At 70.7% G+C, this 23,245-nt stretch carries 21 protein-coding genes; 4 read left to right on the forward strand and 17 right to left on the reverse strand.

Annotated elements, in window-relative coordinates:
- Positions 1 to 21 precede the first annotated feature (21 nt).
- The 6 genes from AB0F03_RS08825 to AB0F03_RS08850 form a co-directional block, all read right to left on the reverse strand.
- Positions 22 to 1,044: a WYL domain-containing protein gene (locus AB0F03_RS08825; protein WP_361987922.1), complete on the reverse strand. Its 1,023-nt coding sequence runs from the start codon at positions 1,042 to 1,044 to the stop codon at positions 22 to 24.
- Between the two features lie 14 nt (positions 1,045 to 1,058).
- The gene (locus tag AB0F03_RS08830; protein WP_356821684.1) at positions 1,059 to 2,012 is read right to left on the reverse strand and encodes a WYL domain-containing protein; all 954 of its coding nucleotides are present in this window, start codon (positions 2,010 to 2,012) and stop codon (positions 1,059 to 1,061) included.
- A 137-nt stretch (positions 2,013 to 2,149) separates the two neighbouring features.
- Positions 2,150 to 2,521, reverse strand: coding sequence for an FKBP-type peptidyl-prolyl cis-trans isomerase (locus tag AB0F03_RS08835; RefSeq protein ID WP_361987924.1), 372 nt, complete (start codon positions 2,519 to 2,521; stop codon positions 2,150 to 2,152).
- 86 nt (positions 2,522 to 2,607) lie between these two features.
- On the reverse strand, positions 2,608 to 3,612 hold the full coding sequence (locus AB0F03_RS08840) for an FKBP-type peptidyl-prolyl cis-trans isomerase (protein WP_361987926.1): 1,005 nt from the start codon (positions 3,610 to 3,612) through the stop codon (positions 2,608 to 2,610).
- A gap of 140 nt (positions 3,613 to 3,752) precedes the next feature.
- Positions 3,753 to 5,114, reverse strand: a complete 1,362-nt coding sequence (gene pafA / locus AB0F03_RS08845; RefSeq protein WP_361987928.1) for a Pup--protein ligase — start codon at positions 5,112 to 5,114, stop codon at positions 3,753 to 3,755.
- Between the two features lie 9 nt (positions 5,115 to 5,123).
- Positions 5,124 to 6,383, reverse strand: coding sequence for an MFS transporter (locus AB0F03_RS08850; protein ID WP_361987930.1), 1,260 nt, complete (start codon positions 6,381 to 6,383; stop codon positions 5,124 to 5,126).
- A gap of 170 nt (positions 6,384 to 6,553) precedes the next feature.
- Here AB0F03_RS08850 and AB0F03_RS08855 point away from each other — a divergent pair, with 170 nt between their 5' ends.
- Positions 6,554 to 7,570, forward strand: coding sequence for a LacI family DNA-binding transcriptional regulator (locus AB0F03_RS08855; RefSeq protein WP_361987932.1), 1,017 nt, complete (start codon positions 6,554 to 6,556; stop codon positions 7,568 to 7,570).
- A 76-nt stretch (positions 7,571 to 7,646) separates the two neighbouring features.
- Here AB0F03_RS08855 and prcA read toward each other — a convergent pair whose 3' ends face one another.
- The 6 genes from prcA to arc form a co-directional block, all read right to left on the reverse strand.
- The gene (prcA, locus tag AB0F03_RS08860; RefSeq protein WP_361987934.1) at positions 7,647 to 8,384 is read right to left on the reverse strand and encodes a proteasome subunit alpha; all 738 of its coding nucleotides are present in this window, start codon (positions 8,382 to 8,384) and stop codon (positions 7,647 to 7,649) included.
- Positions 8,385 to 8,445: 61 nt separating this feature from the next.
- Positions 8,446 to 9,291: a proteasome subunit beta gene (gene prcB / locus AB0F03_RS08865; RefSeq protein WP_361987936.1), complete on the reverse strand. Its 846-nt coding sequence runs from the start codon at positions 9,289 to 9,291 to the stop codon at positions 8,446 to 8,448.
- Entirely contained in the window at positions 9,243 to 9,518 is a 276-nt protein-coding gene (locus tag AB0F03_RS08870; RefSeq protein ID WP_361987938.1) for an endonuclease domain-containing protein, read from the reverse strand. The genes prcB and AB0F03_RS08870 overlap by 49 nt, the downstream gene beginning before the upstream one ends.
- A gap of 43 nt (positions 9,519 to 9,561) precedes the next feature.
- Positions 9,562 to 9,780, reverse strand: coding sequence for a ubiquitin-like protein Pup (locus AB0F03_RS08875; RefSeq protein ID WP_361987940.1), 219 nt, complete (start codon positions 9,778 to 9,780; stop codon positions 9,562 to 9,564).
- Between the two features lie 174 nt (positions 9,781 to 9,954).
- Positions 9,955 to 11,466 (reverse strand): depupylase/deamidase Dop, encoded by a 1,512-nt coding sequence (gene dop / locus AB0F03_RS08880; protein ID WP_361987942.1) that lies wholly within the window; start codon positions 11,464 to 11,466, stop codon positions 9,955 to 9,957.
- Between the two features lie 232 nt (positions 11,467 to 11,698).
- Entirely contained in the window at positions 11,699 to 13,465 is a 1,767-nt protein-coding gene (arc, locus tag AB0F03_RS08885; RefSeq protein ID WP_361987944.1) for a proteasome ATPase, read from the reverse strand.
- 520 nt (positions 13,466 to 13,985) lie between these two features.
- Here arc and AB0F03_RS08890 point away from each other — a divergent pair.
- Positions 13,986 to 14,288, forward strand: a complete 303-nt coding sequence (locus tag AB0F03_RS08890; RefSeq protein WP_361987946.1) for a ferredoxin — start codon at positions 13,986 to 13,988, stop codon at positions 14,286 to 14,288.
- A gap of 7 nt (positions 14,289 to 14,295) precedes the next feature.
- Here the strand turns inward: AB0F03_RS08890 and AB0F03_RS08895 are convergent, their stop codons facing one another.
- The 3 genes from AB0F03_RS08895 to AB0F03_RS08905 form a co-directional block, all read right to left on the reverse strand.
- Positions 14,296 to 14,874: a hypothetical protein gene (locus AB0F03_RS08895; protein ID WP_361987948.1), complete on the reverse strand. Its 579-nt coding sequence runs from the start codon at positions 14,872 to 14,874 to the stop codon at positions 14,296 to 14,298.
- A gap of 225 nt (positions 14,875 to 15,099) precedes the next feature.
- Entirely contained in the window at positions 15,100 to 16,002 is a 903-nt protein-coding gene (locus AB0F03_RS08900) for a tRNA (adenine-N1)-methyltransferase (RefSeq protein WP_361987950.1), read from the reverse strand.
- 41 nt (positions 16,003 to 16,043) lie between these two features.
- Positions 16,044 to 17,750: a site-2 protease family protein gene (locus AB0F03_RS08905; protein ID WP_361987952.1), complete on the reverse strand. Its 1,707-nt coding sequence runs from the start codon at positions 17,748 to 17,750 to the stop codon at positions 16,044 to 16,046.
- Between the two features lie 177 nt (positions 17,751 to 17,927).
- On the opposite strand from AB0F03_RS08905, the gene AB0F03_RS08910 reads away from it, so the two are divergent.
- Positions 17,928 to 18,884 (forward strand): RecB family exonuclease, encoded by a 957-nt coding sequence (locus AB0F03_RS08910; protein WP_361987954.1) that lies wholly within the window; start codon positions 17,928 to 17,930, stop codon positions 18,882 to 18,884.
- Positions 18,885 to 18,898: 14 nt separating this feature from the next.
- Positions 18,899 to 19,570 (forward strand): response regulator transcription factor, encoded by a 672-nt coding sequence (locus AB0F03_RS08915; RefSeq protein ID WP_361987956.1) that lies wholly within the window; start codon positions 18,899 to 18,901, stop codon positions 19,568 to 19,570.
- A 79-nt stretch (positions 19,571 to 19,649) separates the two neighbouring features.
- On the opposite strand, the gene AB0F03_RS08920 is transcribed toward AB0F03_RS08915, so the two are convergent.
- Both AB0F03_RS08920 and AB0F03_RS08925 read right to left on the reverse strand, forming a co-directional pair.
- On the reverse strand, positions 19,650 to 21,230 hold the full coding sequence (locus AB0F03_RS08920; protein WP_361987958.1) for an ABC transporter substrate-binding protein: 1,581 nt from the start codon (positions 21,228 to 21,230) through the stop codon (positions 19,650 to 19,652).
- A 97-nt stretch (positions 21,231 to 21,327) separates the two neighbouring features.
- Positions 21,328 to 22,932, reverse strand: a complete 1,605-nt coding sequence (locus tag AB0F03_RS08925; RefSeq protein ID WP_361987960.1) for an ABC transporter substrate-binding protein — start codon at positions 22,930 to 22,932, stop codon at positions 21,328 to 21,330.
- Positions 22,933 to 23,245 lie beyond the last annotated feature (313 nt).

Here is a 23,245-nt window from a genome sequence, read left to right on the forward strand (position 1 = left end):
CAGCCCCGGCTCACGCGGGCCTCAGGTCCCGGCCGTCACCGGGCGCTCCGCACCCGCGTCCGCCGGACCGTCGTACGCCGCCAGGGCCTCGTGGGCGGCGCGGCGGGCGCTCTCGGCCAGCTCGGCCGGGGAGACGATCCGGCCGTCACGGCCGAGCCGCAGGGCCAGCCGGCGCAGGGAGGCCGGATCGGGGGTGCGCAGAGTGATACGCAGTCCGCCGTCGGGCAGCTCATCGGCGCTGTCGTGCGGGTAGTACTCGGCGACCCAGCGACCGCCGGGGCCGACCTCGACCACCACTTCCGGGTCCTCGGCGGCCGGCTGCACCAGGGCCTCGGAGAGGTCGCGCAGCTCCACCTCGGGCGGGGCCGACGGCTCGTCGAGGACCTTGATCTCGGCGACCCGGTCGAGCCGGAAGGTGCGCCGGGCCTCGGAGCGGCGGCACCAGGCCTCCACATAGGTGTGGCCGACGCTGACCAGCCGGATGGGGTCGATCTCGCGCTCGGTGATCTCGTCGCGCGCCGGGGAGTAGTAGCGGATCCAGAGCCGGCGGCGCTCGGAGATCGCCCGGTCGACGTCGGCGAAGACACCGCCCTCGGACTCGAAGGTCACCGACAGGCGGGAGCTGGCCCCGGCGGCCTCGCCGGCCGCGGTCTCCACCTTGGCGGTGGCCCGCAGCAGGGCCTGGCGGTCACCCTCCCGCAGGCCGGGCAGTGTCGACACCGCGCGGGCGGCGACCAGCAGGGCCGTGGCCTCGTCGGCGGCGAGCCGGAGCGGCTCGGCCGCCTCCTCGCCGAGCGCGGCCGGGTTGTGCCACCAGATGCGCTCGCCGTCGGTGTCGATGTCCAGCAGGTCGCCGCCGCGGAAGCTGGTGCCGCACATGGGCAGCAGGTCGAGGTCGGCGACCAGTTCGTCCTCGGTGATGCCGAAGGCGCGCGCCACGTCGGCGATCCGGGCGCCGGGGCGCTCCCGGAGATAGGTCACCAGCGAGAGCATCCGCCGGGTCTGGTCGATGGCGTTCACGGGCCTGACCGGTTTGCCTGCCACAGTCCTGCTCCCCCTCAGCCCTTGGCCACGGCACGCAGCCGGTCCACCACGTCCGCACGCAGCTCGGCCGGCTCCAGCACCACCACGTCCGGTCCGAACTCCACCAGCCAGGCGTCCAGTCCGTGCCCGTACGGAATCTCCAACTCGTCCCAGCCGTCGCCGAGTTCCCGGACCGCGGTGGCCTTCGCACGGAGGGGGTAACCGGCGCCGGAGCGCAGCCGGATCAGCGCCGAGCGGTCGGCGATCTCGCCGGCCCAGCTCGCGACGGTCTCGCGCACGGTGACGACGTCCGGCACGGGCACGGTGAAACCCGTGCCCCGGGTGCGGACCCTGCCGGTGATCCGGGAGAGCCGGAAGACGCGCTCGGCGCCCCGGTCGCGGTCCCAGCCGGCCAGATACCAGTGCCCGCGCCAGCACTCCAGCGCCCATGGCTCGACATGCCGGGGCTCGGGGTGGGCGGCGGAGGCCTTGCGGTACTCGAAGAGGACCGGTCGGCGGTCGCGCAGGGCCAGCATCAGCGGCTCGAAGGCGGCCTCGTGCACGGGGATGCGCGGTTCGAGGGCGCTGTGCGCCTCGTACGGGTCGACGTCCTCGGGCAGGCCCGCGGCGCGCAGTTTCTGGAGGGCGCCGCTGGCCGCGCCGGCCAGCCGTGCCTGCTGCCAGACCTTGGCGGCGAGGCCGAGGGCGGCGGCCTCCTCGGCGTCCAGGGTGATGGGGGGCAGACGGTTGCTGTCGCGGCGGGCGAGGTAACCGACCTCGCCGTCGATGTTCTCGACGGTCTCGATGACGAGGCCCAGCTCGCGCAGGTCGTCCTTGTCCCGCTCGAACATGCGGTTGAAGGAGTCGTCGCTCCCCGCTTCGAGGTAGGCCTCGATGGACGCCCGCAGCTCGCGCTTGCTGAGCGGCCGCCGCGTCCCGAGCAGACACAGCGCGAGGTTCATCAGCCGCTCGGCCTTGGCAATGGCCATCGACGCCCTTCGCCTTCCCTATGGTGCTTCTGACCGATGACCGTACCGCTCCGCGGGGCGGTGACAAAAGCCGAGGGCCCACGCCCGAACAGGCGTGGGCCCCAGGTGGTCGGATCCGGTCGGATCCGGGCCGTGAATCAGACGCCGAGCAGGTCGACCACGAAGATGAGCGTCTCGCCGGGCTTGATCGCCGGGGTCGGGCTCTGGTTGCCGTAGGCGAGGTGGGCGGGGATGGTCAGCTGGCGGCGGCCACCGACCTTCATGCCCTGCACGCCCTGGTCCCAGCCCTGGATGACCCGGCCCTGGCCCAGCGGGAAGCGGAACGGAGTACCGCGGTTCCAGCTGGCGTCGAACTCCTCGCCGGTGCTGAAGGCGACGCCCACGTAGTGGACGGTGACGTTCTGGCCCGCCTCGGCGACCGCGCCGTCGCCCTCCCAGATGTCCTTGATCTCGAGGTCGGCCGGGGGCGCGCCCTCCGGGAAGTCGATCTCGGGCTTGTCGATGCTCACGTCAAAAGCTCCTGCTTGTGTACGACACGGAACGCGGACAGTCTTTCATCATCGCGGGCCCGTCGCCCGCCCTGGGCGTCCCCCGGCTACATCGCCGCGAGGATGTCCACCGTGAACACCAGGGTGGCGCCCTTCTTGATGATCCCGCCGCTCGGCGGGTTGTCGCCGTAGCCCAGCTGCGGCGGGACGACGATCAGGACCCGGCTGCCCACCTTCTTGCCGGTCAGTCCCTGCGCCAGACCCTTGACCGCCTGCTGCATCTGCTCCAGGGAGAACTGGCTGAGCCGGCCGGAGCCGTACGTCCGCTGGAAGGTCTTGCCGCTCTCCCAGACCAGGCCCTGGAACTGGCACAGGACCGTCTGGTCGGCCTTCAGTTCGGCGCCGTCACCCTCCAGGACGTACTCCGAGACGAGCTTCTTCGGCGGGTCCGACTTGGGGATGGTGACCTTGGGCACCTGGCCGTCGGTGTTCGTGGCCACCTTCGGCAGCGCCGGGTCGTTCTGTGCGACCGGCTTGCCCTTGGCGGAGCTCTTGGAATTGAAGGAGTCGATGACGTCGATGACGAAGACCAGGGTGTCGGTGCCCTTGATGCCGGCGTCCGGCTGGCCCGACTTGCCGTAGCCCAGGGCGGGCGGGACGGCGATCTCGACCCGGCTGCCGGTCTTCTTGCCGGCCAGGGCGTACCGCCAGCCGTCGATGATGCTGCCCTGGGCGAGCTGCATGACCAGCGGGCGTTTGCGGTCGTAGGAGTTGTCGAAGACCTTGGCGGTGTCCCAGATCTGGCCGAGGTAGTTCGCCTGGACGAAGTCGTTCTCCGCGACCGTGCGGCCACTGCCCGGGATCAGCGTCTTGACCGCGAGGTTCTTCGACGGCTCGCCCGGCCCCTTGGCGATGACCGGCTTCTCGCCGAACTTCGTGCCCGCCGTGACCGCCGGCAGCGGTCCGTCCACGATCTTGGGCGGGGGCGCGGCGGACGCCGACGGCGACGGCGAGGCACTGGTCTTGCCGGAGTCGGACGAGTCGTCACCGCAGGCGGCGAGCGTGACCAGTCCTGCGGGGACAGCGGCGAGGAGGAGTGAGCGTCGGCGCACGGAGAGCCTCGTAATCGGTCGATCTTGCGGATGGCGTGCGCGCAACTCTACGGCGTGAGAAGGGCGCCGTACGGAAAACGTACGGCGCCCGTGTGGCGTTCCGGCATTTCGGAGCCGGAACGCTCGACCCGGCCCTTCGCCTACATACCGGCGATCAGCTTCTCCACCCGGTCGTCCACCGAACGGAACGGGTCCTTGCACAACACGGTGCGCTGCGCCTGGTCGTTGAGCTTCAGGTGGACCCAGTCGACCGTGAAGTCCCTGCGCTGTTCCTGCGCCCGCCGGATGAAGTCGCCGCGCAGCCGGGCCCGAGTGGTCTGCGGGGGAACCGACTTGCCCTCAAAGATCTTCAGGTCGTTGCAGATCCGGGCGGCCTGGCCCTTCTTCTCCAGCAGGTAGTACAGGCCACGACGGCGGTGGATGTCGTGGTAGGCGAGGTCTATCTGCGCGACCCTCGGGTGCGACATGGTCATGTTGTGCTTGGCCCGGTACCGCTCGATGAGCTTGTACTTCATGACCCAGTCGATCTCGGTGGCGATCCGGTCGAGGTCCTCGGCCTCGATCGCGTCGAGCGTGCGGCCCCACAGGTCCAGGACCTCCGCGACCGTGCCGGTGCGGATGCCCCGGCGCTCGCAGAAGTCCACGGCCTTGTCGAAGTACTCCCGCTGCACCTCCAGCGCGGAGGCCTCCCGGCCGCTCGCCAGGCGCACCTTGCGCCGGCCGGTGATGTCGTGGCTGACCTCGCGGATCGCCCGGATCGGGTTCTCCAGGGTGAGGTCGCGCATCACGGTGCCCGCCTCGATCATGCGCAGCACGAGGTCGGTGGCGCCGACCTTGAGCAGCATGGTCGTCTCGGACATGTTCGAGTCACCGACGATGACGTGCAGCCGGCGGTAGCGCTCGGCGTCCGCGTGCGGTTCGTCGCGGGTGTTGATGATGGGGCGGGAGCGGGTCGTCGCCGAGGAGACGCCCTCCCAGATGTGCTCCGCGCGCTGGCTGACGCAGTAGACGGCGCCGCGCGGGGTCTGGAGCACCTTGCCGGCGCCGCACAGCAGCTGCCGGGTGACGAGGAAGGGGATGAGAATGTCCGCGAGCCGGGAGAACTCCCCGTGCCGGGCCACCAGGTAGTTCTCGTGGCAGCCGTAGGAGTTGCCCGCCGAGTCGGTGTTGTTCTTGAAGAGGTAGACGTCGCCTGCGATGCCCTCCTCGTGCAGGCGTCGTTCCGCGTCCACCAGGAGTCCTTCGAGAATGCGCTCGCCGGCCTTGTCGTGGGTGACCAGCTCGGTCACGTCGTCACACTCGGGGGTCGCGTATTCCGGATGTGAGCCCACGTCGAGATAGAGCCGGGCGCCGTTGCGCAGAAACACATTGCTGCTGCGGCCCCATGACACGACACGGCGGAAGAGGTACCGCGCCACCTCGTCAGGAGACAGACGGCGCTGTCCCCTGAACGTGCACGTGACGCCGTACTCGTTCTCCAGCCCGAAAATGCGGCGGTCCATGAGGGAACATTACGCCCGATCCCCCGAGCTGAAACGAGGTTCGACGGCACGATTTGGATCATTTTCCGATGAAGCCGCAACGACCCCGCCCCGCGCGGGAGCCGCCAGGACCCGTCCGGTGGCCAGCAGGACCAGCAGGGACACGGCCCCGGCCGCGCCCGGCAGGGCGAAACCCCACAGGGTGCCACCGGCCTGGACGACCGGTCCCGCCAGGCCCGTTCCGACCGAGGCGCCCACGGTGAACGTCGTCACCAGCCAGGAGAACGCCTCGGTGACGGTCCCGGCCGGCGCGTGCCGGTCGACGATGATGAACGCGCAGGCGATGCAGGGCGCCAGGAAGACGCCGGAGACCACGCTCAGCAGCACCATGGCGACCGTGCCGGGGGTCAGCGTCAGCGGCAGGTAACAGACCGCCAGCAGGGCCACCAGCACCGTCAGTCGCCGTTCGGGCGCGCCGGCCCACCGGCGGGCGCCGTAGACGCTGCCGCCGGCGAGCGCGCCGAGGCCGAGTCCGGCCATGAGCCAGCCGTAGACGGCGTCACCGCCGTGTCCGTCGGCGTACGACACCGAGGCGACCGTGATGGAGCCCAGCGCGATACCGACGAACAGGAAGGCCGCGAGCAGCGCCAGCAGGCCGGGCGAGCGCAGGGCGCCCAGCCAGTGCGCCTCGCGCGGGGCGGAGCGCCACGCGCGCGAGGGCGGCGAGAGGACCACGGAGAGCGCGCCCAGCACGCCGAGGAGGTTCAGCACGAGCAGGGCGGCGCGCTCGTCCCACAGGGACACGCACAGGGTCACCAGCAGCGGGCCGGCGGTGAACATGATCTCCTGAGCGACCGCGTCCATGGCGTACGCGGTGTGCACCTGGTCCTCGCGGCGCAGCACGGACGGCCACAGGGCGCGCAGGCCGCCCTCCAGGGGCGGGGCGAACAGGCCGGCCGCCGCCACGGTCGCGTGGGCGACGGGGAGCGAGCCGGTGCCCAGGAAGGCGAAGGCGGTCATCGAGAGGGCCGCCAGGACCGCCGCGGGCAGCTGGACGCGCGGCTGGCCGTACAGGTCCACGAGCCGGCCCAGGACCGGCTGGCCGGCGGCGTTGGCGACGCCGTACACCGCGGCGAGGGCGCCGGCGAGGCTGTAGCTGCCGCCCTCGGCGCGGACGAAGAGCACCAGGGCGATGGCCGCGGTGGCGTTGGGCAGGCGGCCCACCAGGGTGCCGGTGAGCAGCCGGCACGCGTGCCTCGCTCTGAGGATCTCCAGGTATCCCGTGGCCATGTCCAGCCCTTCCGTGGCTCGCGGGACGCCTCGACGGCCCGAAGTGTTACGTATAACGTCCCCGTCCATACGTACCATGTGCGCTGTTCACACGTCCAGACGGCCGACGGTGACCCGCGGGCGCGCCGAGCGCCCCGGACGGACGGCCGAAGCAGAGGAGCAGGCCCGCGGTGGCACCCAGCAGCACCCGCCCGACCAGCCGTGACGTCGCCCGGGCGGCCGGCGTCTCCCAGGCGGCCGTCTCCCTCGTCCTCGGCGACAAATGGCGCGGCCGGGTGTCCGAGGCCACCGCCGAACGGGTCCGGGAGGCCGCGCGGGAGCTGGGCTACCGGCCCAACCTCGCCGCCCGCAACCTTCGCCTCGGCCACACCCGCACCGTCCTGCTCGTGGTGCCCGCCCTGACGACGGAGTTCTTCGCCGGGGTCTACACGGGCGCCGCGCGCGTGGCGGCCGAGCACGGCTTCGGTGTGGTGCTCTACCCCTCGCCCGAGGGCATCGGCCCGGCCCGCGACCCCTTCGCCTCCGCACAGGCCGCCCTGGACGGCGTCATCGCCTCCTCGATGGCCGCCGACGCCCTCACCGCGATCCGCGGCGACCAGCTGCCCCTGGTCATGCTGGACAGTGATCCCGCGGGCAGCCTGGGCGCGGCGACCGTGAACCTGGACATCACCGACGGCGTCCGCCAGGTCGCCGAGCACCTGCTGGGCCTCGGCCACCGCCGGGTGCTGCACCTCGCCGCGGACGTGCCGTCCTGGACGTTCGAGATCCGCGCGCGCGAGCTGGCCGCGCGCCTGGCCGCGGTCCCGGGCACGCGTGTGCGTACGGCCCGGGCCCCGATCTCCATCGAGGGCGCGCTGGCCGCCACCGAGGCCGCGCTCACCGCGCCCGGCCCCCGGCCCACGGCCGTGGTGTGCGACGACGACAAGCTCGCCGCGGGCGCGTACAAGGCGCTGCGCCGGCTCGGCCTGCGTGTCCCGGACGACGTCTCGGTCACCGGCCTGGACGACCTGGCCCTGGCCACCGCCCTCGACCCGGAGCTGACGACCGTACGGCTGGACGCCGAGCTGTTCGGCGAGCACGGGATGCGGGCCCTGCTGGCGGTGCTGGAGGGCCGTGCGCCGCAGAGCGGGGACATCCCCGTCGAACTGGTCGTCCGGGGCTCCACGGCACCGCCCCGCGAGGCGTAGACCGGTTGCCGGTCACCGCCGGAACGGCAGGTGCCCCGGCCGGAGGACCGGCCGGGGCACACCTGGTCCGAGGGGGTCACTCCTCGTCGGCGCTCTCCGCCTCCGTGGTCGCGCCGCCCGCCTCCAGCAGGCGGCCGAGCTGACGGCCCACGATGCGCTTGAACTTGCGCTTCTGCGGGCGCGTGCGGTCCAGCACGGCGACCTCCAGCCGCTCGGCGGGGATCTCCCGCTCGCTGCCGTTGGTGTCCCGGGACAGGGCCTGCACGGCCAGCTTCAGGGCCTCCGCGAGGCTCATGCCGTCGCGGTGACGCTGGTCCAGGAAGCTGCTGATCTGCTCGGTGTTGCCGCCGACCGCGACCGAGCCGTGCTCGTCCACGATGGAACCGTCGTGCGGCAGCCGGTAGATCTGGTCACCTTCGGGGGTCTCCCCCACCTCGGCCACCACCAGCTCCACCTCGTACGGCTTCTCGGCCGCCGAGGAGAAGATCGTGCCCAGCGTCTGGGCGTAGACGTTGGCCAGGCCGCGGGCCGTGACGTCGTCACGGTCGTAGGTGTAGCCGCGCAGGTCGGCGTAGCGCACGCCGCCGATGCGCAGGTTCTCGTACTCGTTGTACTTGCCGGCCGCCGCGAAGCCGATCCGGTCGTAGATCTCGCTGAACTTGTGCAGCGCGCGGGACGGGTTCTCGCCGACGAACACGATGCCGTCGGCGTACTGGAGCACGACCAGGCTGCGGCCGCGGGCGATGCCCTTGCGGGCGTACTCGGCCCGGTCGGCCATGGCCTGCTGGGGTGAGACATAGAACGGCGTCGACACCGGTTATCCGTCCCTTTCTGTCATGGTCACTGGATCACCTCGATAAGAACCGGGGCCGGGCTCAGAGCAGGGCGGCCTTGGGGCCGTCGGGCTCCTCCAGGCGCTTCTGGAGCACCGCGCGGGCGAGCCCGGACGACTCCTCCTCGGTGAGCCGGCGGAAGCCGTCCTCGGTGATCACGGTGATGATCGGATAGATCCGGCGGGCGACATCGGGACCACCGGTCGCCGAGTCGTCGTCAGCCGCGTCGTAGAGAGCCTGGACCACGAGCGTGGTGGCCTGCTCCTCGGTCAGGTCGTTCCGGAACAGCTTCTTCATCGCACCGCGGGCGAAGACCGAACCCGAGCCCGTCGCGGCGAAGTTGTGCTCCTCGGAACGGCCGCCCGTGACGTCGTAGGAGAAGATGCGTCCCCGCTCGCGGTCCAGGTCGTACCCGGCGAAGAGGGGCACCACGGCCAGGCCCTGCATGGCCATGCCGAGGTTGGAACGGATCATGGTCGACAGCCGGTTGGCCTTGCCCTCCAGGGACAGCTGGGCGCCCTCGACCTTCTCGAAGTGCTCCAGCTCCAGCTGGAAGAGCTTGACCATCTCGACGGCCAGCCCGGCGGTGCCGGCGATGCCCACGGCCGAGTACTCGTCGGCCGGGAAGACCTTCTCGATGTCCCGCTGCGCGATGACGTTGCCCATGGTCGCCCGGCGGTCACCGGCGAGCACGACGCCTCCGGGGAAGGTGACGGCGACGATCGTCGTGCCGTGCGGCGCCTCGATGACACCCTGCGTGGGCGGCAGCTGCCGGTTGCCGGGCAGCAGCGCGGGCTGGTGCTCGGAGAGGAAGTCCATGAAGGAGGAGGATCCTGGCGTCAGGAAGGCAGCTGGTAGACGCCCGGTGCCACGAGTATTGGCTTCCACGAGATTCCTTCCACATAGCGGCAGTCCGGCGGGCAGGTCCGGGGCGTCTTCCCCCACTTGCCGATGGCCGAATTGCGGTTGAAGCACGGTATGCCACGGACCTTACCCGGCCGGTGACGGTGATCCACCTGCCCGGCGGAAGCCGTTCCCCGGGGACGAGGACTGCCCGCGGCCCGGACTTCTCCGGCCGCGAGCAGTGCTTCGTCGTCCGTTCGCCGGCCGCTCACGACTCCGACGCCCCTGAACCTTGGATCCGAGGGGGAAAGCAGCCTACTGGCCGCCCTTCTGCACGAAGGACCGCACGAAGTCCTCAGCGTTTTCCTCGAGTACGTCGTCGATCTCGTCCAGGACGGAGTCCACGTCGTCGGAGAGCTTCTCGTGCCGCTCCTTGAGGTCGTCCTGCGCCTGTGCGTCCTGCGCCTGCTCCTCGACCTCCTCGGTGGAGCGCGTGGCCTTCTGCTGGCCGCCGCCCGTGTCCTTGGTCGCCATAAACCTCACCCCGCTCAGTTCGCCTGCCGATCGGTGATGATCAGACCCTACAAGCCGGGTCCGACATCGGCCCCGCAGTTTCTCCAACGAACGGGGGGCCATCCCGATGATTCCCGGGCGGTGGGCTTTCCACCCCGACCGCCCGGGGCGCACCGAGTACCCCCCTGACACCGCTCACCCGCCGGACAGGACCCTGACCAGGTCTTCCGCGGTCCGGCAGCGGTCCAGCAGCTCCTTGACGTGATTTCGCGTTCCGCGTAGCGGTTCCAGGGTTGGAACGCGCTGGAGGGAATCGCGGCCGGGGAGGTCGAAGATGACCGAGTCCCAGCTCGCCGCGGCCACGTCGTCCGCGTACTGCTCCAGGCACCGGCCGCGGAAGTACGCGCGCGTGTCCTCCGGCGGCTTCGTACGGGCCCGCTCGACCTCGTCCTCGTCCAGCAGCCGCTTCATGCGCCCACGGGCCACCAGACGGTTGTAGATGCCCTTCTCGGCGCGGACGTCGGCGTACTGGAGGTCGACCAGGTGCAGCCGCGCGGCGTCCCAGTCCAGGTCGTCCCGGCGGCGGTACCCCTCCATCACCTCCCGCTTGGCCACCCAGTCCAGCTCGCCGGCCAGGCTCATCGGGTCGCGCTCCAGCCGGGTCAGGGTGTCCTCCCACCGGCCGAGGACGTCCTTGGTCTGGTCGTCGGCGTCGGCGCCGAAGCGCTCCTCGACGTACTTGCGGGCCAGTTCGAAGTACTCCATCTGTAGCTGGACCGCGGTGAGCGTGCGCCCGCTGCGCAGGGTGACCAGGCGCTTCAGGGACGGGTCGTGCGAGACCTGGTGGAGGGTGCGTACGGGCTGGTCGACGGCCAGGTCCACGGCGATGAAGCCGTCCTCGATCATGGACAGGACCAGGGCGGTCGTGCCCAGCTTGAGGTAGGTGGAGATCTCCGAGAGGTTGGCGTCACCGATGATCACGTGCAGCCGGCGGTACTTCTCCGCGTCCGCGTGCGGCTCGTCGCGGGTGTTGATGATCGGGCGCTTGAGCGTGGTCTCCAGGCCGACCTCGACCTCGAAGTAGTCCGCGCGCTGGCTGAGCTGGAAGCCGTGCTCGTGCCCGTCCTGGCCGATGCCGACGCGGCCCGCTCCGGCGAAGACCTGACGGGAGACGAAGAAGGGCGTGAGGTGGCGCACGATGTCCGAGAAGGGGGTCTCCCGCTTCATCAGGTAGTTCTCGTGCGTGCCGTAGGAGGCGCCCTTGTTGTCGGTGTTGTTCTTGTAGAGGTGGATCTGCTGGGCCCCCGGCAGCTGCGCGGCCCGCTCGGCGGCCTCGGCCATGATCCGCTCGCCCGCCTTGTCCCAGAGGACGGCGTCGCGGGGGTTGGTGACCTCGGGCGCGCTGTACTCGGGGTGGGCGTGGTCGACGTAGAGACGCGCGCCGTTGGTGAGGATCACGTTGGCCAGGCCGATGTCCTCGTCGGTGAGCTGGCTGGAGTCGGCTGTCTCCCGGGCGAGGTCGAAGCCTCGCGCGTCCCGCAGCGGGTTCTCCTCCTCGAAGTCCCAGCGGGCCCGGCGGGCCCGGTGCATCGCGGCCGCGTAGGCGTTGACGATCTGGGACGAGGTGAGCATGGCATTGGCGTTCGGGTGGCCGGGGACGGAGATCCCGTACTCCGTCTCGATTCCCATTACTCGCCGTACGGTCATGCGGCCCTCCTTGCCCGGCGGCACCCTCGGTCGTGGGCGCCGCTCATGTGCCGCTGGCGCTCCGGTGTGTGCGCGGTGCCCGTTCCCGCACGGCGCGACTCGGCGGCAGGAACGAGCCTAGAACGCCTTTGCGCTGGTGGGGAGATCATTTGCGTCATTGGCTGCTCCGGTCGTGGCCCTGAAAACAGTCGGCTGCGGGTACCCGCCGAGGGCACCCGCAGCCGCCCTGCCGTTACAGGTACTGACCGGTGTTCGCCACCGTGTCGATCGAGCGTCCGGTGTCCGCGCCCTGCTTCCCGGTGATGAGCGTACGGATGTACACGATCCGCTCGCCCTTCTTTCCGGAGATCCGGGCCCAGTCGTCCGGGTTCGTGGTGTTGGGCAGGTCCTCGTTCTCCTTGAACTCGTCCACGCAGGCCTGGAGCAGGTGGGAGACGCGCAGACCCTTCTGGCTCTTCTCCAGGAAGTCCTTGATCGCCATCTTCTTGGCCCGGCCCACGATGTTCTCGATCATGGCGCCGGAGTTGAAGTCCTTGAAGTAGAGGACTTCCTTGTCACCGTTGGCGTAGGTGACCTCCAGGAAGCGGTTCTCCTCCGACTCGGCGTACATGTGCTCGACCGCTGTCTGGATCATGCTCTGGACCGTGGTGGTCTTGTCACCGCCGTGCTCGTCGACGTCGTCCGTGTGCAGCGGCAGACGCTCGGTGAGGTACTTGCCGAAGATGTCCTTCGCCGCCTCGGCGTCCGGACGCTCGATCTTGATCTTCACGTCGAGCCGGCCGGGGCGCAGGATGGCCGGGTCGATCATGTCCTCGCGGTTGGAGGCGCCGATCACGACCACGTTCTGGAGGCCTTCCACGCCGTCGATCTCGGCGAGCAGCTGCGGGACGATGGTGTTCTCCACGTCCGAGCTGACACCGGAGCCACGGGTGCGGAAGAGGGACTCCATCTCGTCGAAGAAGACGATCACGGGGGTGCCCTCGCTGGCCTTCTCACGCGCACGCTGGAAGACGAGGCGGATCTGCCGCTCGGTCTCGCCGACGTACTTGTTGAGCAGCTCGGGACCCTTGATGTTCAGGAAGAAGCTCTTGCCCTGGGCCTGGCCGGTGACCTCGGCGACCTTCTTGGCCAGCGAGTTGGCGACGGCCTTGGCGATGAGCGTCTTGCCGCAGCCGGGCGGGCCGTAGAGCAGGACGCCCTTGGGCGGGCGCAGCTCGTGCTCCTTGAACAGGTCCGGGTAGAGGTACGGCAGCTCGACCGCGTCGCGGATGGCCTCGATCTGGTTGCCGAGGCCGCCGATCTGCTCGTAGCCGATGTCGGGGACCTCTTCGAGGACCAGCTCCTCGACCTCGCTCTTGGGCACGACCTCGTAGACGTAGCCGGAGCGGGGTTCGAGCAGGAGGGCGTCGCCGGCGCGGATGGTGACGTCCAGCAGCGGCTCGGCGAGCCGCACCACCCGCTCCTCGTCGGTGTGCCCCAGGACGAGGGCGCGCTCGCCGTCCTCCAGGATCTCCTTGAGGGTGACGATGTCGCCGACGCGCTCGTACTCCATGGCGTCGACCACGTTGAGCGCCTCGTTGAGCATGACCTCCTGGCCGCGCCGCAGATCGTCCAGTTCGACGCTCGGGCTGACGTTGACCCGGAGCTTGCGGCCACCGGTGAAGATGTCCGCGGTGCCGTCCTCGTTCGCCTGGAGGAAGACACCGAAGCCGGCCGGCGGCTGGGCGAGCCGGTCGACCTCCTCCTTGAGGGCCACGATCTGGTCGCGGGCCTCGCGGAGGGTGTTGGCCAGTCGTTCGTTCTGGGCGGACACGCCGGCCAGGTTCGTCTGTAGCTCGACGATCCGCTCTTCGAGAATCCTCGTGTGCCGCGGAGAGTCGGCGAGCTTGCGTCGCAGGACGGCGATCTCCTGCTCAAGGTAGGCGATCTGCCCGGCCGGGTCGTCGGACCCGCGTCCCGGGCGGATGCCGCGGTTCATGTCGTCGTCGTGGGCTGCCACGGTCCTCACCTCCTCCAAGGGGAGCTGGACGCTTCCAGACCCTACCTGGGTGGGTGTCGATTGAAACCCCTAGATCACAAAGACTGTCAAGGTGTGTCGTCGGTCACCCGGCGCGCACTCCCTCGCATGGAGGGGATACCCACTCAACGTGAAGGGAAAGCAGCCTGTTCCACGCAGGACGCGGCCGAAAGCCTTCGCGGTTGGCCGGAGTTGCCCTTTCCGGGCCGATCGGCCCGTTTGCGGGCAGCCCTCGGGCCGCTCGCACGGCCATCACGCAGAGCGACGAAAGCGGGAGGGGCTGTCACCGCGGGGGCGGCCTGAAGTGATCGATCCGGCCGCCGGGGCACCCCTGTCCCGGCCCGGCGCTCGTACCCGAGCGGGCCGGTCCGGAAACCCCGGACCGGCCCGGACCGGGCGCGAACCGGGCGGAGGTAGGGTCGAGGGTGTCCAACAGCCGCTGGAGCGGACCCGGCCGGCCCTCGTGGCGCCCGGACCGCCCGGCGAACCGACGGCAGGAGAGATGACCGTGCAGCAGGAGGCCCCGGGCGGCGAGGCGCTGGAGGTCTGGATCGACCAGGACCTGTGTACCGGCGACGGCATCTGCGCCCAGTACGCCCCCGAGGTGTTCGAGCTGGACATCGACGGGCTGGCCTATGTGAAGGGCGCCGACGACGAGCTGCTCCAGGCCCCGGGCGCGGCCACGCCGGTGCCGCTGCCGCTGCTGGCGGACGTGGTGGACTCGGCGAAGGAGTGTCCCGGCGAGTGCATCCACGTGCGGCGCGTTCAGGACAGGGTCGAGGTGTACGGCCCCGAGGCGGACTGAGCCCGCTTCAGACGCTGTGGGCCGCGGCCCCTGTGGAGCGGATGAAGGCACTGCCGTTCCACTGCCAGGCGGCCGGGGTCCTCAGGTCGGGGCAGCAACTGGGCACGGAGTCCGACGAGTAGCCGAGCAGCGTGGCGGAGACGGTACGCGCGCGTACGGCGAAGCCGGTGACCGTGAGCCGGTCCTCGGGCCTGACGAGGGTGGCCACCACGCGTGGCCGCCTGCCGTCCGCGGAGCGGGTGAGGACGTAGACGCCGTCCGGCGGGGTGCCCATGGGGGCGTCGCAGTGGACCACCGCGACGGTTTCCGGCCTGCCGTCACCGTCCAGGTCCGCGTCGGCCTTCTTGACGACCAGGGCCTTGACCGGTCCGCAGTCCAGCGGGAAATTCGCCCCGGCCGTGCCCGGCGCGGCGGCCGCGGGCTGGGTGGTCGTCCGCGTGCCGGTGGCGGACTGGGCGGCCGTGGCCGATCCGGGCTGGGCGACGGTGGAGAGCGCCACCACGGCGGCGACGGCCGTGGCGGTGAGGACCCAGTGGATCGGCCGGGTCTGGGTGTGGGCGAGCTCCGGAACGGCGGATGGCTGCACTAGGAGTGTCTCCTGTGAGGGCTGTGCCGGTGGGATGGCCTGCATGCTGCCACACGCCACGGTGCGGGGGAACGGCGGGGACCGGGATTCCCTCCGGGCGGCAGACCCGCGCGCGGGAGGCGCCGATGCCGGTACCGGCTCAACGCGGGAGCGCCGTGCCCGAGTTCCCGGATGCGGTGGGGAACTCGGGCACGGCGCCCTTGCGTTGTACGCGTGCGGGGCCGGTCAGCGGCCGGTGCCGCCGTCGGCGTTGGGTCCGGCGTAGTCCTCGCCGTACGCGCCCTTCGCGGGGCGGCGGCGGCGCATGGGCGGCTCGACGCCGTCCGCGAGGCGGCGGGCGGTGAGCAGGAAACCGGTGTGGCCGATCATCCGGTGGTCGGGGCGGACGGCCAGGCCCTCGATGTGCCAGTTGCGGATCATGGTCTCCCAGGCGGTCGGCTCGTTGAAGCAGCCGATCTCCCGGATGGACTCCACGGTCCGGGCGAGCTGGGTGGTGGTGGCCACGTAGCAGCACACGATGCCGCCCGGGACGAGCGCCTTGGAGACGGCCTCCAGGCACTCCCAGGGGGCGAGCATGTCCAGGATGACGCGGTCGACGTCGGTGTCGGACAGGTTGTCCTGGAGGTCGCCGACGGTCAGCTGCCAGGCAGGGTGCGGGCCGCCGAAGTAGCGCTCCACGTTCTGCTTCGCGATCTCGGCGAAGTCCTCGCGGCGCTCGTAGGAGTGCAGCATGCCCTGGTCGCCGATGGCCCGCAGCAGGAAGCTGCTGAGCGAACCGGAGCCGACGCCGGCCTCCACGACGCGCGCGCCGGGGAAGATGTCGGCGAAGGAGAGGATCTGCCCCGCGTCCTTGGGGTAGACGACGGCTGCCCCACGGGGCATGGACAGGACGTAGTCGGGGAGCAGGGGGCGCAGCGCGAGGTAGGCCACGTTGCCGGTGGTCCGGACAACGCTGCCCTCGGGAGCGCCGATCAGTTCGTCGTGCGGGAAGGAGCCCTTGTGGGTGTGGAAGTTCTTCCCGGCTTCGAGCGTGAACGTGTAGTGGCGGCCCTTGGGGTCGGTCAGCTGTACCTGGTCCCCGACCTTGAAGGGCCCGCGCCTGCGGGCGGCACCGGTCGGTTCGGACATGTGACCAGCCTACCGGCGTTTCCGGAGGCCGCCGACCACGGTTACGGGGTGGGCCGGGCCATCGCCTTCACGAAAGCGCGTTCGACATCCGCGGCGGACAGGACGCCGTAGATCTCGCCGGTCTGCTCGACCACGAGGTACTCGGTGGCGGGGGCGGCCCGGAGGGCGTCCAGCAGGTCCTCCCCGGCCAGTTCGGCGGAGACCCGCATGCCGTCGGTCAGCTCCTGGGCCAGGCCGCTCACGGCCACCCAGGGGCGGCGGTGCTCGGGTACGCCGACGATGGCGGCCTCGCGGACGAGGGCGAGGGGGGTGCCGTCGGCGTCGACGACGACCAGGGCGCGGGCACCGGCGGCGTTGGCCCGGCGCAGCGCCTCGGAGAGCGGGGTGTCGTTCTCGACCGGTACGGCCCGCCGGGTGAGGGTGCGGGCGCGCAGCTCGGGCAGGTGTTCGCGCAGCCGGGCCATGCGCAGACTGTTGCCGGCGCCGGTCCAGATGATCGCGGCGAGGATGGCGGCGAGCAGGGCGTCGGTGACCGTGTCCATGCCGTTCGTCTCCTCACCGCCGCCGCCGAGGGCGCCGGAGTGGTTGAGCAGCGGCAGGCCGATCAGGACGGAGACGGCGAGGGCACGGCCGACCCAGGCCGCGGCGACGGTGCCGCTCATCGGCCTGCCGGTGAGCTTCCAGACGACGGCGCGGAGCATGCGGCCGCCGTCGAGGGGCAGGCCGGGCAGCAGGTTGAAGATCGCGACGATGAGGTTGGAGACCATCAGCCCGGCCAGCAGCACGCCGGGGACGGTGCCGGGCTCGACGGGCTTCATGGCGAGGTAGAACAGCCCGGCCAGGACGAGGGAGAGCAGCGGGCCGACGAACGCCAGCACGAATTCCCGGCCGGGGGTCTCGGCCTCCTTCTCGATCTCCGAGACACCGCCGAAGAACTGGAGCTGGATGCGGCGGACCGGCAGCTCGAAGCGGATCGCGGCGACCGTGTGGGCCAGTTCGTGGACCAGGACGGAGGCGTAGAAGGCGACCGCGAAGAAGAGGGAGACCAGGTAGCGGGCGGCGCCCAGCTCGGGCAGCACGCGGTCGAGCTGGCCGCCGAAGACCCAGGTGATCAGCGCGGCGACGAGGAACCAGCTCGGCGCGACGTACACGGGCACGCCGAAGGGCCGTCCCATGAGAATGCCGCCGCCGGGCTCCTTGGGCCGCGGCCGGGGCGGCTCGCCCTTGGCGATACCGGAGTGCGCGAGGGAGCGGTGCTCGGAGGAGTCACCGGCGTGCGGCACGGATTCCCCTGCCGGGGGGTGGGCGCTGTCCGTATGCGCCTGGCGCGGTGAGCTGTCCGTATCCTCCGGCGAGCTGTCCGTGTCGTCCGTACGGGGGGCGCTGCCCGAGCCGGCCGAACGGGAGGCGCTGTCCGTCGCCGCCGGGCGGGGGTCGCTGACCCTGTCGGCCCCGTCGGCCTCGTGATCCGGGACAGGTGTGCTCGGCGTACCGGCGGTGCCGCCCCCGGCAGCCGTCTCATCCTCGTCGGCCGGGTCGGCCTCGGTGGCTTCGTCGGCCGGGTGGGGATCGTCGGAGCGGGTGGTCTGCCGGGTGGCGGGGTGCGGTGTCGTGGGGCGGGGGGCGTCGGGGGTGTCGTGGGTCCGGTCCGCGGGGTGGTCGGCGGGTTCGGCCGTGGGGTCGGCGGAGTTGTCGGCCGGCCCGTCGTTGCCGGACCGCGGCTGCCCGCTCCCGCCGCTCACGTCCACGGTGTCCCCTCGTTCGAAGCGTCTCCCGCGCCTGCCGGGCGGAAGGGTCTCTGCTCGATGGTATGCGGCCTTGGCGGCACGTTCCGCCCCGGCACCCCTTGTGTTCGCCGCCCGCTCACCGGCCGACGCGGCCGGCGGGCGGGTCACTGTCGGTGCCGGGCCGTAAGGTCTGTGGACATGGACAGCAGCATCGAGGAGGCAGCGGCCCCGCCGGCCGGCGCCGAGCACACGCCACCGGACGCCCCGCCGCCGGCGCCCCCGGAGGCCGGCGGGGAGCGGGCGGCCGTGGCGCCGGCCTCCCTGTCGCCGTCCCGGGCGAGTGATTTCATGCAGTGCCCGCTGCTGTACCGGTTCCGGGTGATCGACCGGCTCCCGGAGAGGCCGAGCGAGGCGGCGACGCGGGGCACGCTGGTCCACGCCGTGCTGGAGCGCCTGTTCGACGCGCCCGCCGGTGAGCGGACCGCGCCGCGGGCCAAGGCGCTGATCCCGGGGCAGTGGGACCGGCTGCGGGAGAGCCGCCCGGAGGTGACCGAGCTGTTCGCCGACGATCCGGAGGGTGAGCGGCTGACCCGGTGGCTCGCCGAGGCGGAGCGGCTCGTGGAGCGCTGGTTCACGCTGGAGGACCCGACACGGCTGGAGCCGGCCGAGCGGGAGATGTTCGTGGAGACCGAGCTGGACTCGGGGCTGCGGCTGCGCGGGATCATCGACCGGGTGGACGTGGCGCCGACCGGCGAGGTGCGCATCGTCGACTACAAGACGGGCAAGGCGCCCCGCCCCGAGTACACAGAGGGCGCCCTGTTCCAGATGAAGTTCTACGCCCTCGTGGTGTGGCGCCTGAAGCGGGTGATCCCGCGCCGGCTGCAACTGGTCTATCTCGGCAGCGGCGACGTGCTGACGTACGACCCGGTCCTCTCCGACCTGGAGCGGGTCGAACGCAAGCTGCACGCGTTGTGGGAGGCCATCAGCCAGGCCACGGAGACGGGGAACTGGCGGCCCCGGCCGACCCGGCTGTGCGGCTGGTGCGACCACCAGGCGCACTGCCCGGAGTTCGGCGGCACTCCCCCGCCCTACCCGCTGCCGGTGAGGGCGGCCGAGTCGGGGGCGGTGGCGCAGGGCACAATGGGCGCGGACTAGCGAAGGAGTGTCACGTGGCCATCCGCGTCCTACTGGTCGATGACCAGCCGCTGCTGCGTACCGGCTTCCGGATGATCCTGGAGGCCGAGCAGGACCTCGCCGTCGTCGGCGAGGCCGGTGACGGTCTCCAGGCCCTCGACCAGGTACGGGCGTTGCAGCCGGATGTCGTGCTGATGGATATCCGGATGCCGCGGATGGACGGTGTGGAGGCCACCCGGCAGATCACCGGCCCCGGGCGGGACGGTCCGGCCAAGGTGCTGGTGCTGACCACGTTCGACCTGGACGAGTACGTGGTGGAGGCGCTGCGCGCGGGGGCGAGCGGCTTCCTGCTCAAGGACGCGCCCGCCAACGAACTGGTGCAGGCCATCCGGGTCGTGGCGGCCGGCGAGGCCATGCTCGCGCCGAGCATCACCCGGCGGCTGCTGGACAAGTACGCCACGCATCTGCCCTCCGGCGAGGACCCGGTGCCGGACGCCCTGCACACCCTGACGGACCGTGAGGTCGAGGTGCTCAAACTGGTGGCGCGCGGGCTGTCCAACGCGGAGATCGCGGCCGACCTGTTCGTCAGCGAGACGACCGTGAAGACTCATGTGGGCCACGTGCTGACCAAGCTGGGCCTGCGTGACCGGGTGCAGGCGGCGGTGTACGCGTACGAGAGCGGGCTGGTGCGCCCCGGCGCGCAGTAGCGGCGAGGCGGCCGGCCCGCCGGTACGGCGAAGGGCGCCCCTCACCACGCGCGAGGGGCGCCCTTCGTCGTGACCGGCGTCAGCTCTTGCTGATTTCCCAGAACCGGAACACCGTCGAGGCGTCCAGGCAGTACTCCAGGCCGTAGACGCCGTCGCGGACGACCGCGTACTGCTTGGCCTGCCAGACCGGCAGGACGGGAAGTTCGTCGGCGACGATGTCCTGCAACCTGCCGAACTGCTTGTCGGTCGCGGCCCGGTCGCTCTGCGCGGCGGTGGCGGGCAGGAGCGAACCGGTGATGGTGCGGTTGCCGTAGTTGTTCTCCAGCACGTTGCCCTTGCCGAAGAAGGGGGCCGTGAAGTTGTCGGCGTCGGGGTAGTCCGGCACCCAGCCCTTCACGTACACGCCGTACCTGCCCCGGGCGATCTCCTTCTCGTACTGGCCGAAGGGGACGGACCGCACATCGGCGTCGAACAGGCCGCTGGCGTTCAGCTGGCCGGCGATGGCCTTCAGTTCCTCGTCGGTGGCCGGGCCGTAACGGGACGGCGTGGACCACAGGGTGAGCTTGACCTTGCCGGTGATGCCGTCGGCGCGCAGTGCGGCGGCGGCCTTGGCGCGGGAGGGGCGGGCGCCGTACGTGTCGAAGAAGGCGGTGTCGTGGCCCGCGATGCCCGCCGGGATGATCGAGTAGAGGGGGGTGGCGGTGCCCTGGTACACGTTCGCGATCAGGGCGTCGCGGTCGACGAGGTAGGCCATGGCCCTACGGACGCCGAGCTTGCCGGCCACCGGGTCCTTCATGTTGAAGACCAGGTGCTGGACCTCGGCGCTGGTGCCCTCGATGACGTCGACGCCCTTGTCGTCCTTCTGCTGGTCGAGGCCGGCGATGTCGGAGGCGGAGAGACCGCGGTAGGCGATGTCGATGCCGCCGTCGAGGAGGGACTGCTTCAGGGCGGTGCGGTCGCCGTGGAAGAACTTCAGGGTGACGCCGGAGTTCTTGACCCGGACGGTCCCCTTGTAGTTGTCGTTGACCGAGAAGACCGCCTGCTCCTTGTCGAAGGAGTCCAGCTCGTAGGGGCCGGAGCCGACGGCCTTGTGGTCGGTGCGCAGGCCGTTCGCGTCGTACTGGCGGTGGTCCACGATGGAACCGGCGCCGGAGGCGACCTTGCTGGGGAAGGTGGCGTCGGGCACCTTCAGGTGGAAGACGACCGTCTTCGCGTCCGGTGCCGCGATCGTGCCGAGCATCGGGAACATGATCGCGGGACCGGCGGGGTCGTCGATCTTCAGGATGCGCTCGAAGGAGAACTTCACGTCGGCGGAGGTGAGGGGGTCACCGTTGCTGAACTTCAGGCCGTCCTTCAGTTCGCACCGGTAGACCATGGCCCGGGTGTCGGTGAAGCGGCATTGCTTCGCCAGTTCCGGTCCGGGTTCGGTCGCGCCCTTGGTAAAGCTGAGCAGCGACTGGAAGACGTTGTCGAACAACAGCCAGGAGCCGGGGTCGTAGCCGGACGCCGGGTCCGTGGCGAGGACGTCGTCGGACATCCCCATCACCACGGCCGAGCCGGTTCCCCCGGAACCGCCGGTCTCCGAGCCGCAGCCGGTCAACAGGCCGGAGGCCAGCCCCGCCACGAGGGGCAGGACTGGCCACGGGTTGCGCTTGTTCACTTGAAAGGTGCCTTGTCGTCGGTTCGTCACCCCGGGGCCGCCGTCCTGGCCCCGGGACCCGGGGCAGCCGTCCCTGGCCCCCGGGTGCGGAGAGCCGTCAGCCGCTCACACCACGGCCGAGCTCCCACAACTGGAGCGTAGACGACGAGTTGAGGGCGTAGGAGACCCCGGTGACGTTGTCCCGGGCGGCGATGTACTGCTTGCCCTGCCACAGCGGCAGGACCGGCACGTCGTCGGCGACGATGTCCTGGATCTCGGTCAGGCTCTTGGCGGCGCCGAGCCGGTCGGCCTCACGGCGCGACTGCGGGATCAGCGAGCGCTGGATGGTGCTGTTGGCGTACGGCGAACCGAGGAAGTTGTCCTTGTCGAGGAAGGGGGCGAGGAAGTTGTCGGCGTCGGGGAAGTCGGGGAACCAGCCCATGCCGTAGACGTCGTACGCGCCCTTCTGCTCGGCGGGCCGGAAGGTCTTCCAGAGGTGGCCCTGGACGGAGGCGTCGAACAGACCGCTGTCGTTGAGCTGCTGCTGGAGGATCTGGAACTCCTGCTTGGTGGCCGAGCCGTAGTGGTCGGTCGTGTAGTGCAGGGTCAGCTTCACCGGCGTGGTGATGCCGGCCTTGGCGAGCAGGTTCTTGGCCTTGTCGACGCTGGGGTTGCCGTACTTGTTGAAGAACGAGTTGGAGTGGCCGGTCACGGTGGCGGGGACCAGCGAGTACAGCGGCTCGGCCTGGGTGCCGTAGACCTTGGAGACCAGCTCGCCGCGGTCGATGACCTGTGCCATCGCCTGGCGTACGGCCTTGGACTTCACGCTGGTGGCGTTGGTGTTGAAGGCCAGGTAGCGGATCTCCAGGCCGGGCATGCCGACGAGGTCGGCCTTGTCGTCGCTGCCGGCGTCCAGCTTCTGGATCTGCGCGGGCGACATGGTGCGCGTCATGACGTCGATGTCACCCTTGCCGAGCGCGGTTCCCATGGCGTCGGCGTCGCTGAAGGAGCGCAGCTCGACCGCGTCGTTGTGCACCGTCACGTTGCCCTTGTAGGAAGGGTTCTTGGTGAAGGTGATGCTGGTGATCGCGTTGTTCTTGACGTCGGCCTGGAGGGTGTACGGGCCGGAGCCGTCGACGTCGAAGCCGTCGCGCAGCTTGTCCTTGTCGTAGTCCTTCGGGTTGATGATGCCCGCGACCGGAGTGGACAGCTTGTACGGGAAGGTGGCGTCGGCCGTCTTCAGATGGAAGACGACCTCGCGGTCGCCCTGCGTCTCGATGGTGTCGAGGGTGTTCAGCAGGGCGGAGACACCGCTGTCGGCCTTGATGCGCAGCGCACGCTCGATGGAGTACTTGACGTCGGCGGCGGTCACCTTGTCGCCGTTCGCGAACCTCAGGTCCTTGCGCAGCTTGCAGACGTAGCGCTCGCTGCCGCTGTCGGTGAAGGAGCAGCTCTCGGCGGCCTCGGGCACGGGGTCGCCCTCGCCCTTGGGCTGGGCCATCAGGGTCTGCACGGTCTGGCGCAGGATGTTCCAGGTGCCGACGTCGTAGGCGTAGGCCGGGTCGAGCGGCGCCGGAGCCGCCTTGGTGGCCGTGAACTGGTCCGTGGTACCGACGACGATGGCGTCACCGCTCTTGCTCCCGCTGTCGGATCCGCCGCACGCGGCGAGAACCGGGGTGAGCAGGCCGGCCACCGCCGGCAGCACCAAAGTCTTGCGGTTCATGCGGGAGTTTCTCCAGAGCTGTTCGGGTCCGTGTATCCGGCATGCATGGGTGGTGCGACGGATCACGGGGGTTCGCGGTGATGTTCTCGCGACGAGATTAGTCCGCGCTCGCAGCACGCTTCACGGCCCCGTGAGTTGACCCCTCATCACGCAGTGGAACCGGTCGCGGACACACCGAAAACCCGACAGCGGCAGGATTAGTGCAGCATCCCATCAATCGGGACACAAAGACCCGTCCACACCACCCGATCCGGGCCGTTCAGCACAGCCGGCCGACACTGTCGACCCCCATGGGCGTGGGAAACGTCACACC

The organism is Streptomyces sp. NPDC028722 (genome assembly GCF_040637655.1).
Classification (GTDB): Bacteria; Actinomycetota; Actinomycetes; order Streptomycetales; family Streptomycetaceae; genus Streptomyces.

Coding starts and splice junctions, on each gene's coding strand:
- AB0F03_RS08830 (WP_356821684.1), bottom strand. CDS start 2,012: ATGGCCATTGCCAAGGCCGAGCGGCTGATGAACCTCGCGCTGTGTCTG.
- pafA (WP_361987928.1), bottom strand. CDS start 5,114: ATGGACCGCCGCATTTTCGGGCTGGAGAACGAGTACGGCGTCACGTGC.
- AB0F03_RS08850 (WP_361987930.1), bottom strand. CDS start 6,383: ATGGCCACGGGATACCTGGAGATCCTCAGAGCGAGGCACGCGTGCCGG.
- AB0F03_RS08875 (WP_361987940.1), bottom strand. CDS start 9,780: ATGGCGACCAAGGACACGGGCGGCGGCCAGCAGAAGGCCACGCGCTCC.
- dop (WP_361987942.1), bottom strand. CDS start 11,466: ATGACCGTACGGCGAGTAATGGGAATCGAGACGGAGTACGGGATCTCC.
- AB0F03_RS08890 (WP_361987946.1), top strand. CDS start 13,986: ATGACCGTGCAGCAGGAGGCCCCGGGCGGCGAGGCGCTGGAGGTCTGG.
- AB0F03_RS08900 (WP_361987950.1), bottom strand. CDS start 16,002: ATGTCCGAACCGACCGGTGCCGCCCGCAGGCGCGGGCCCTTCAAGGTC.
- AB0F03_RS08910 (WP_361987954.1), top strand. CDS start 17,928: ATGGACAGCAGCATCGAGGAGGCAGCGGCCCCGCCGGCCGGCGCCGAG.
- AB0F03_RS08925 (WP_361987960.1), bottom strand. CDS start 22,932: ATGAACCGCAAGACTTTGGTGCTGCCGGCGGTGGCCGGCCTGCTCACC.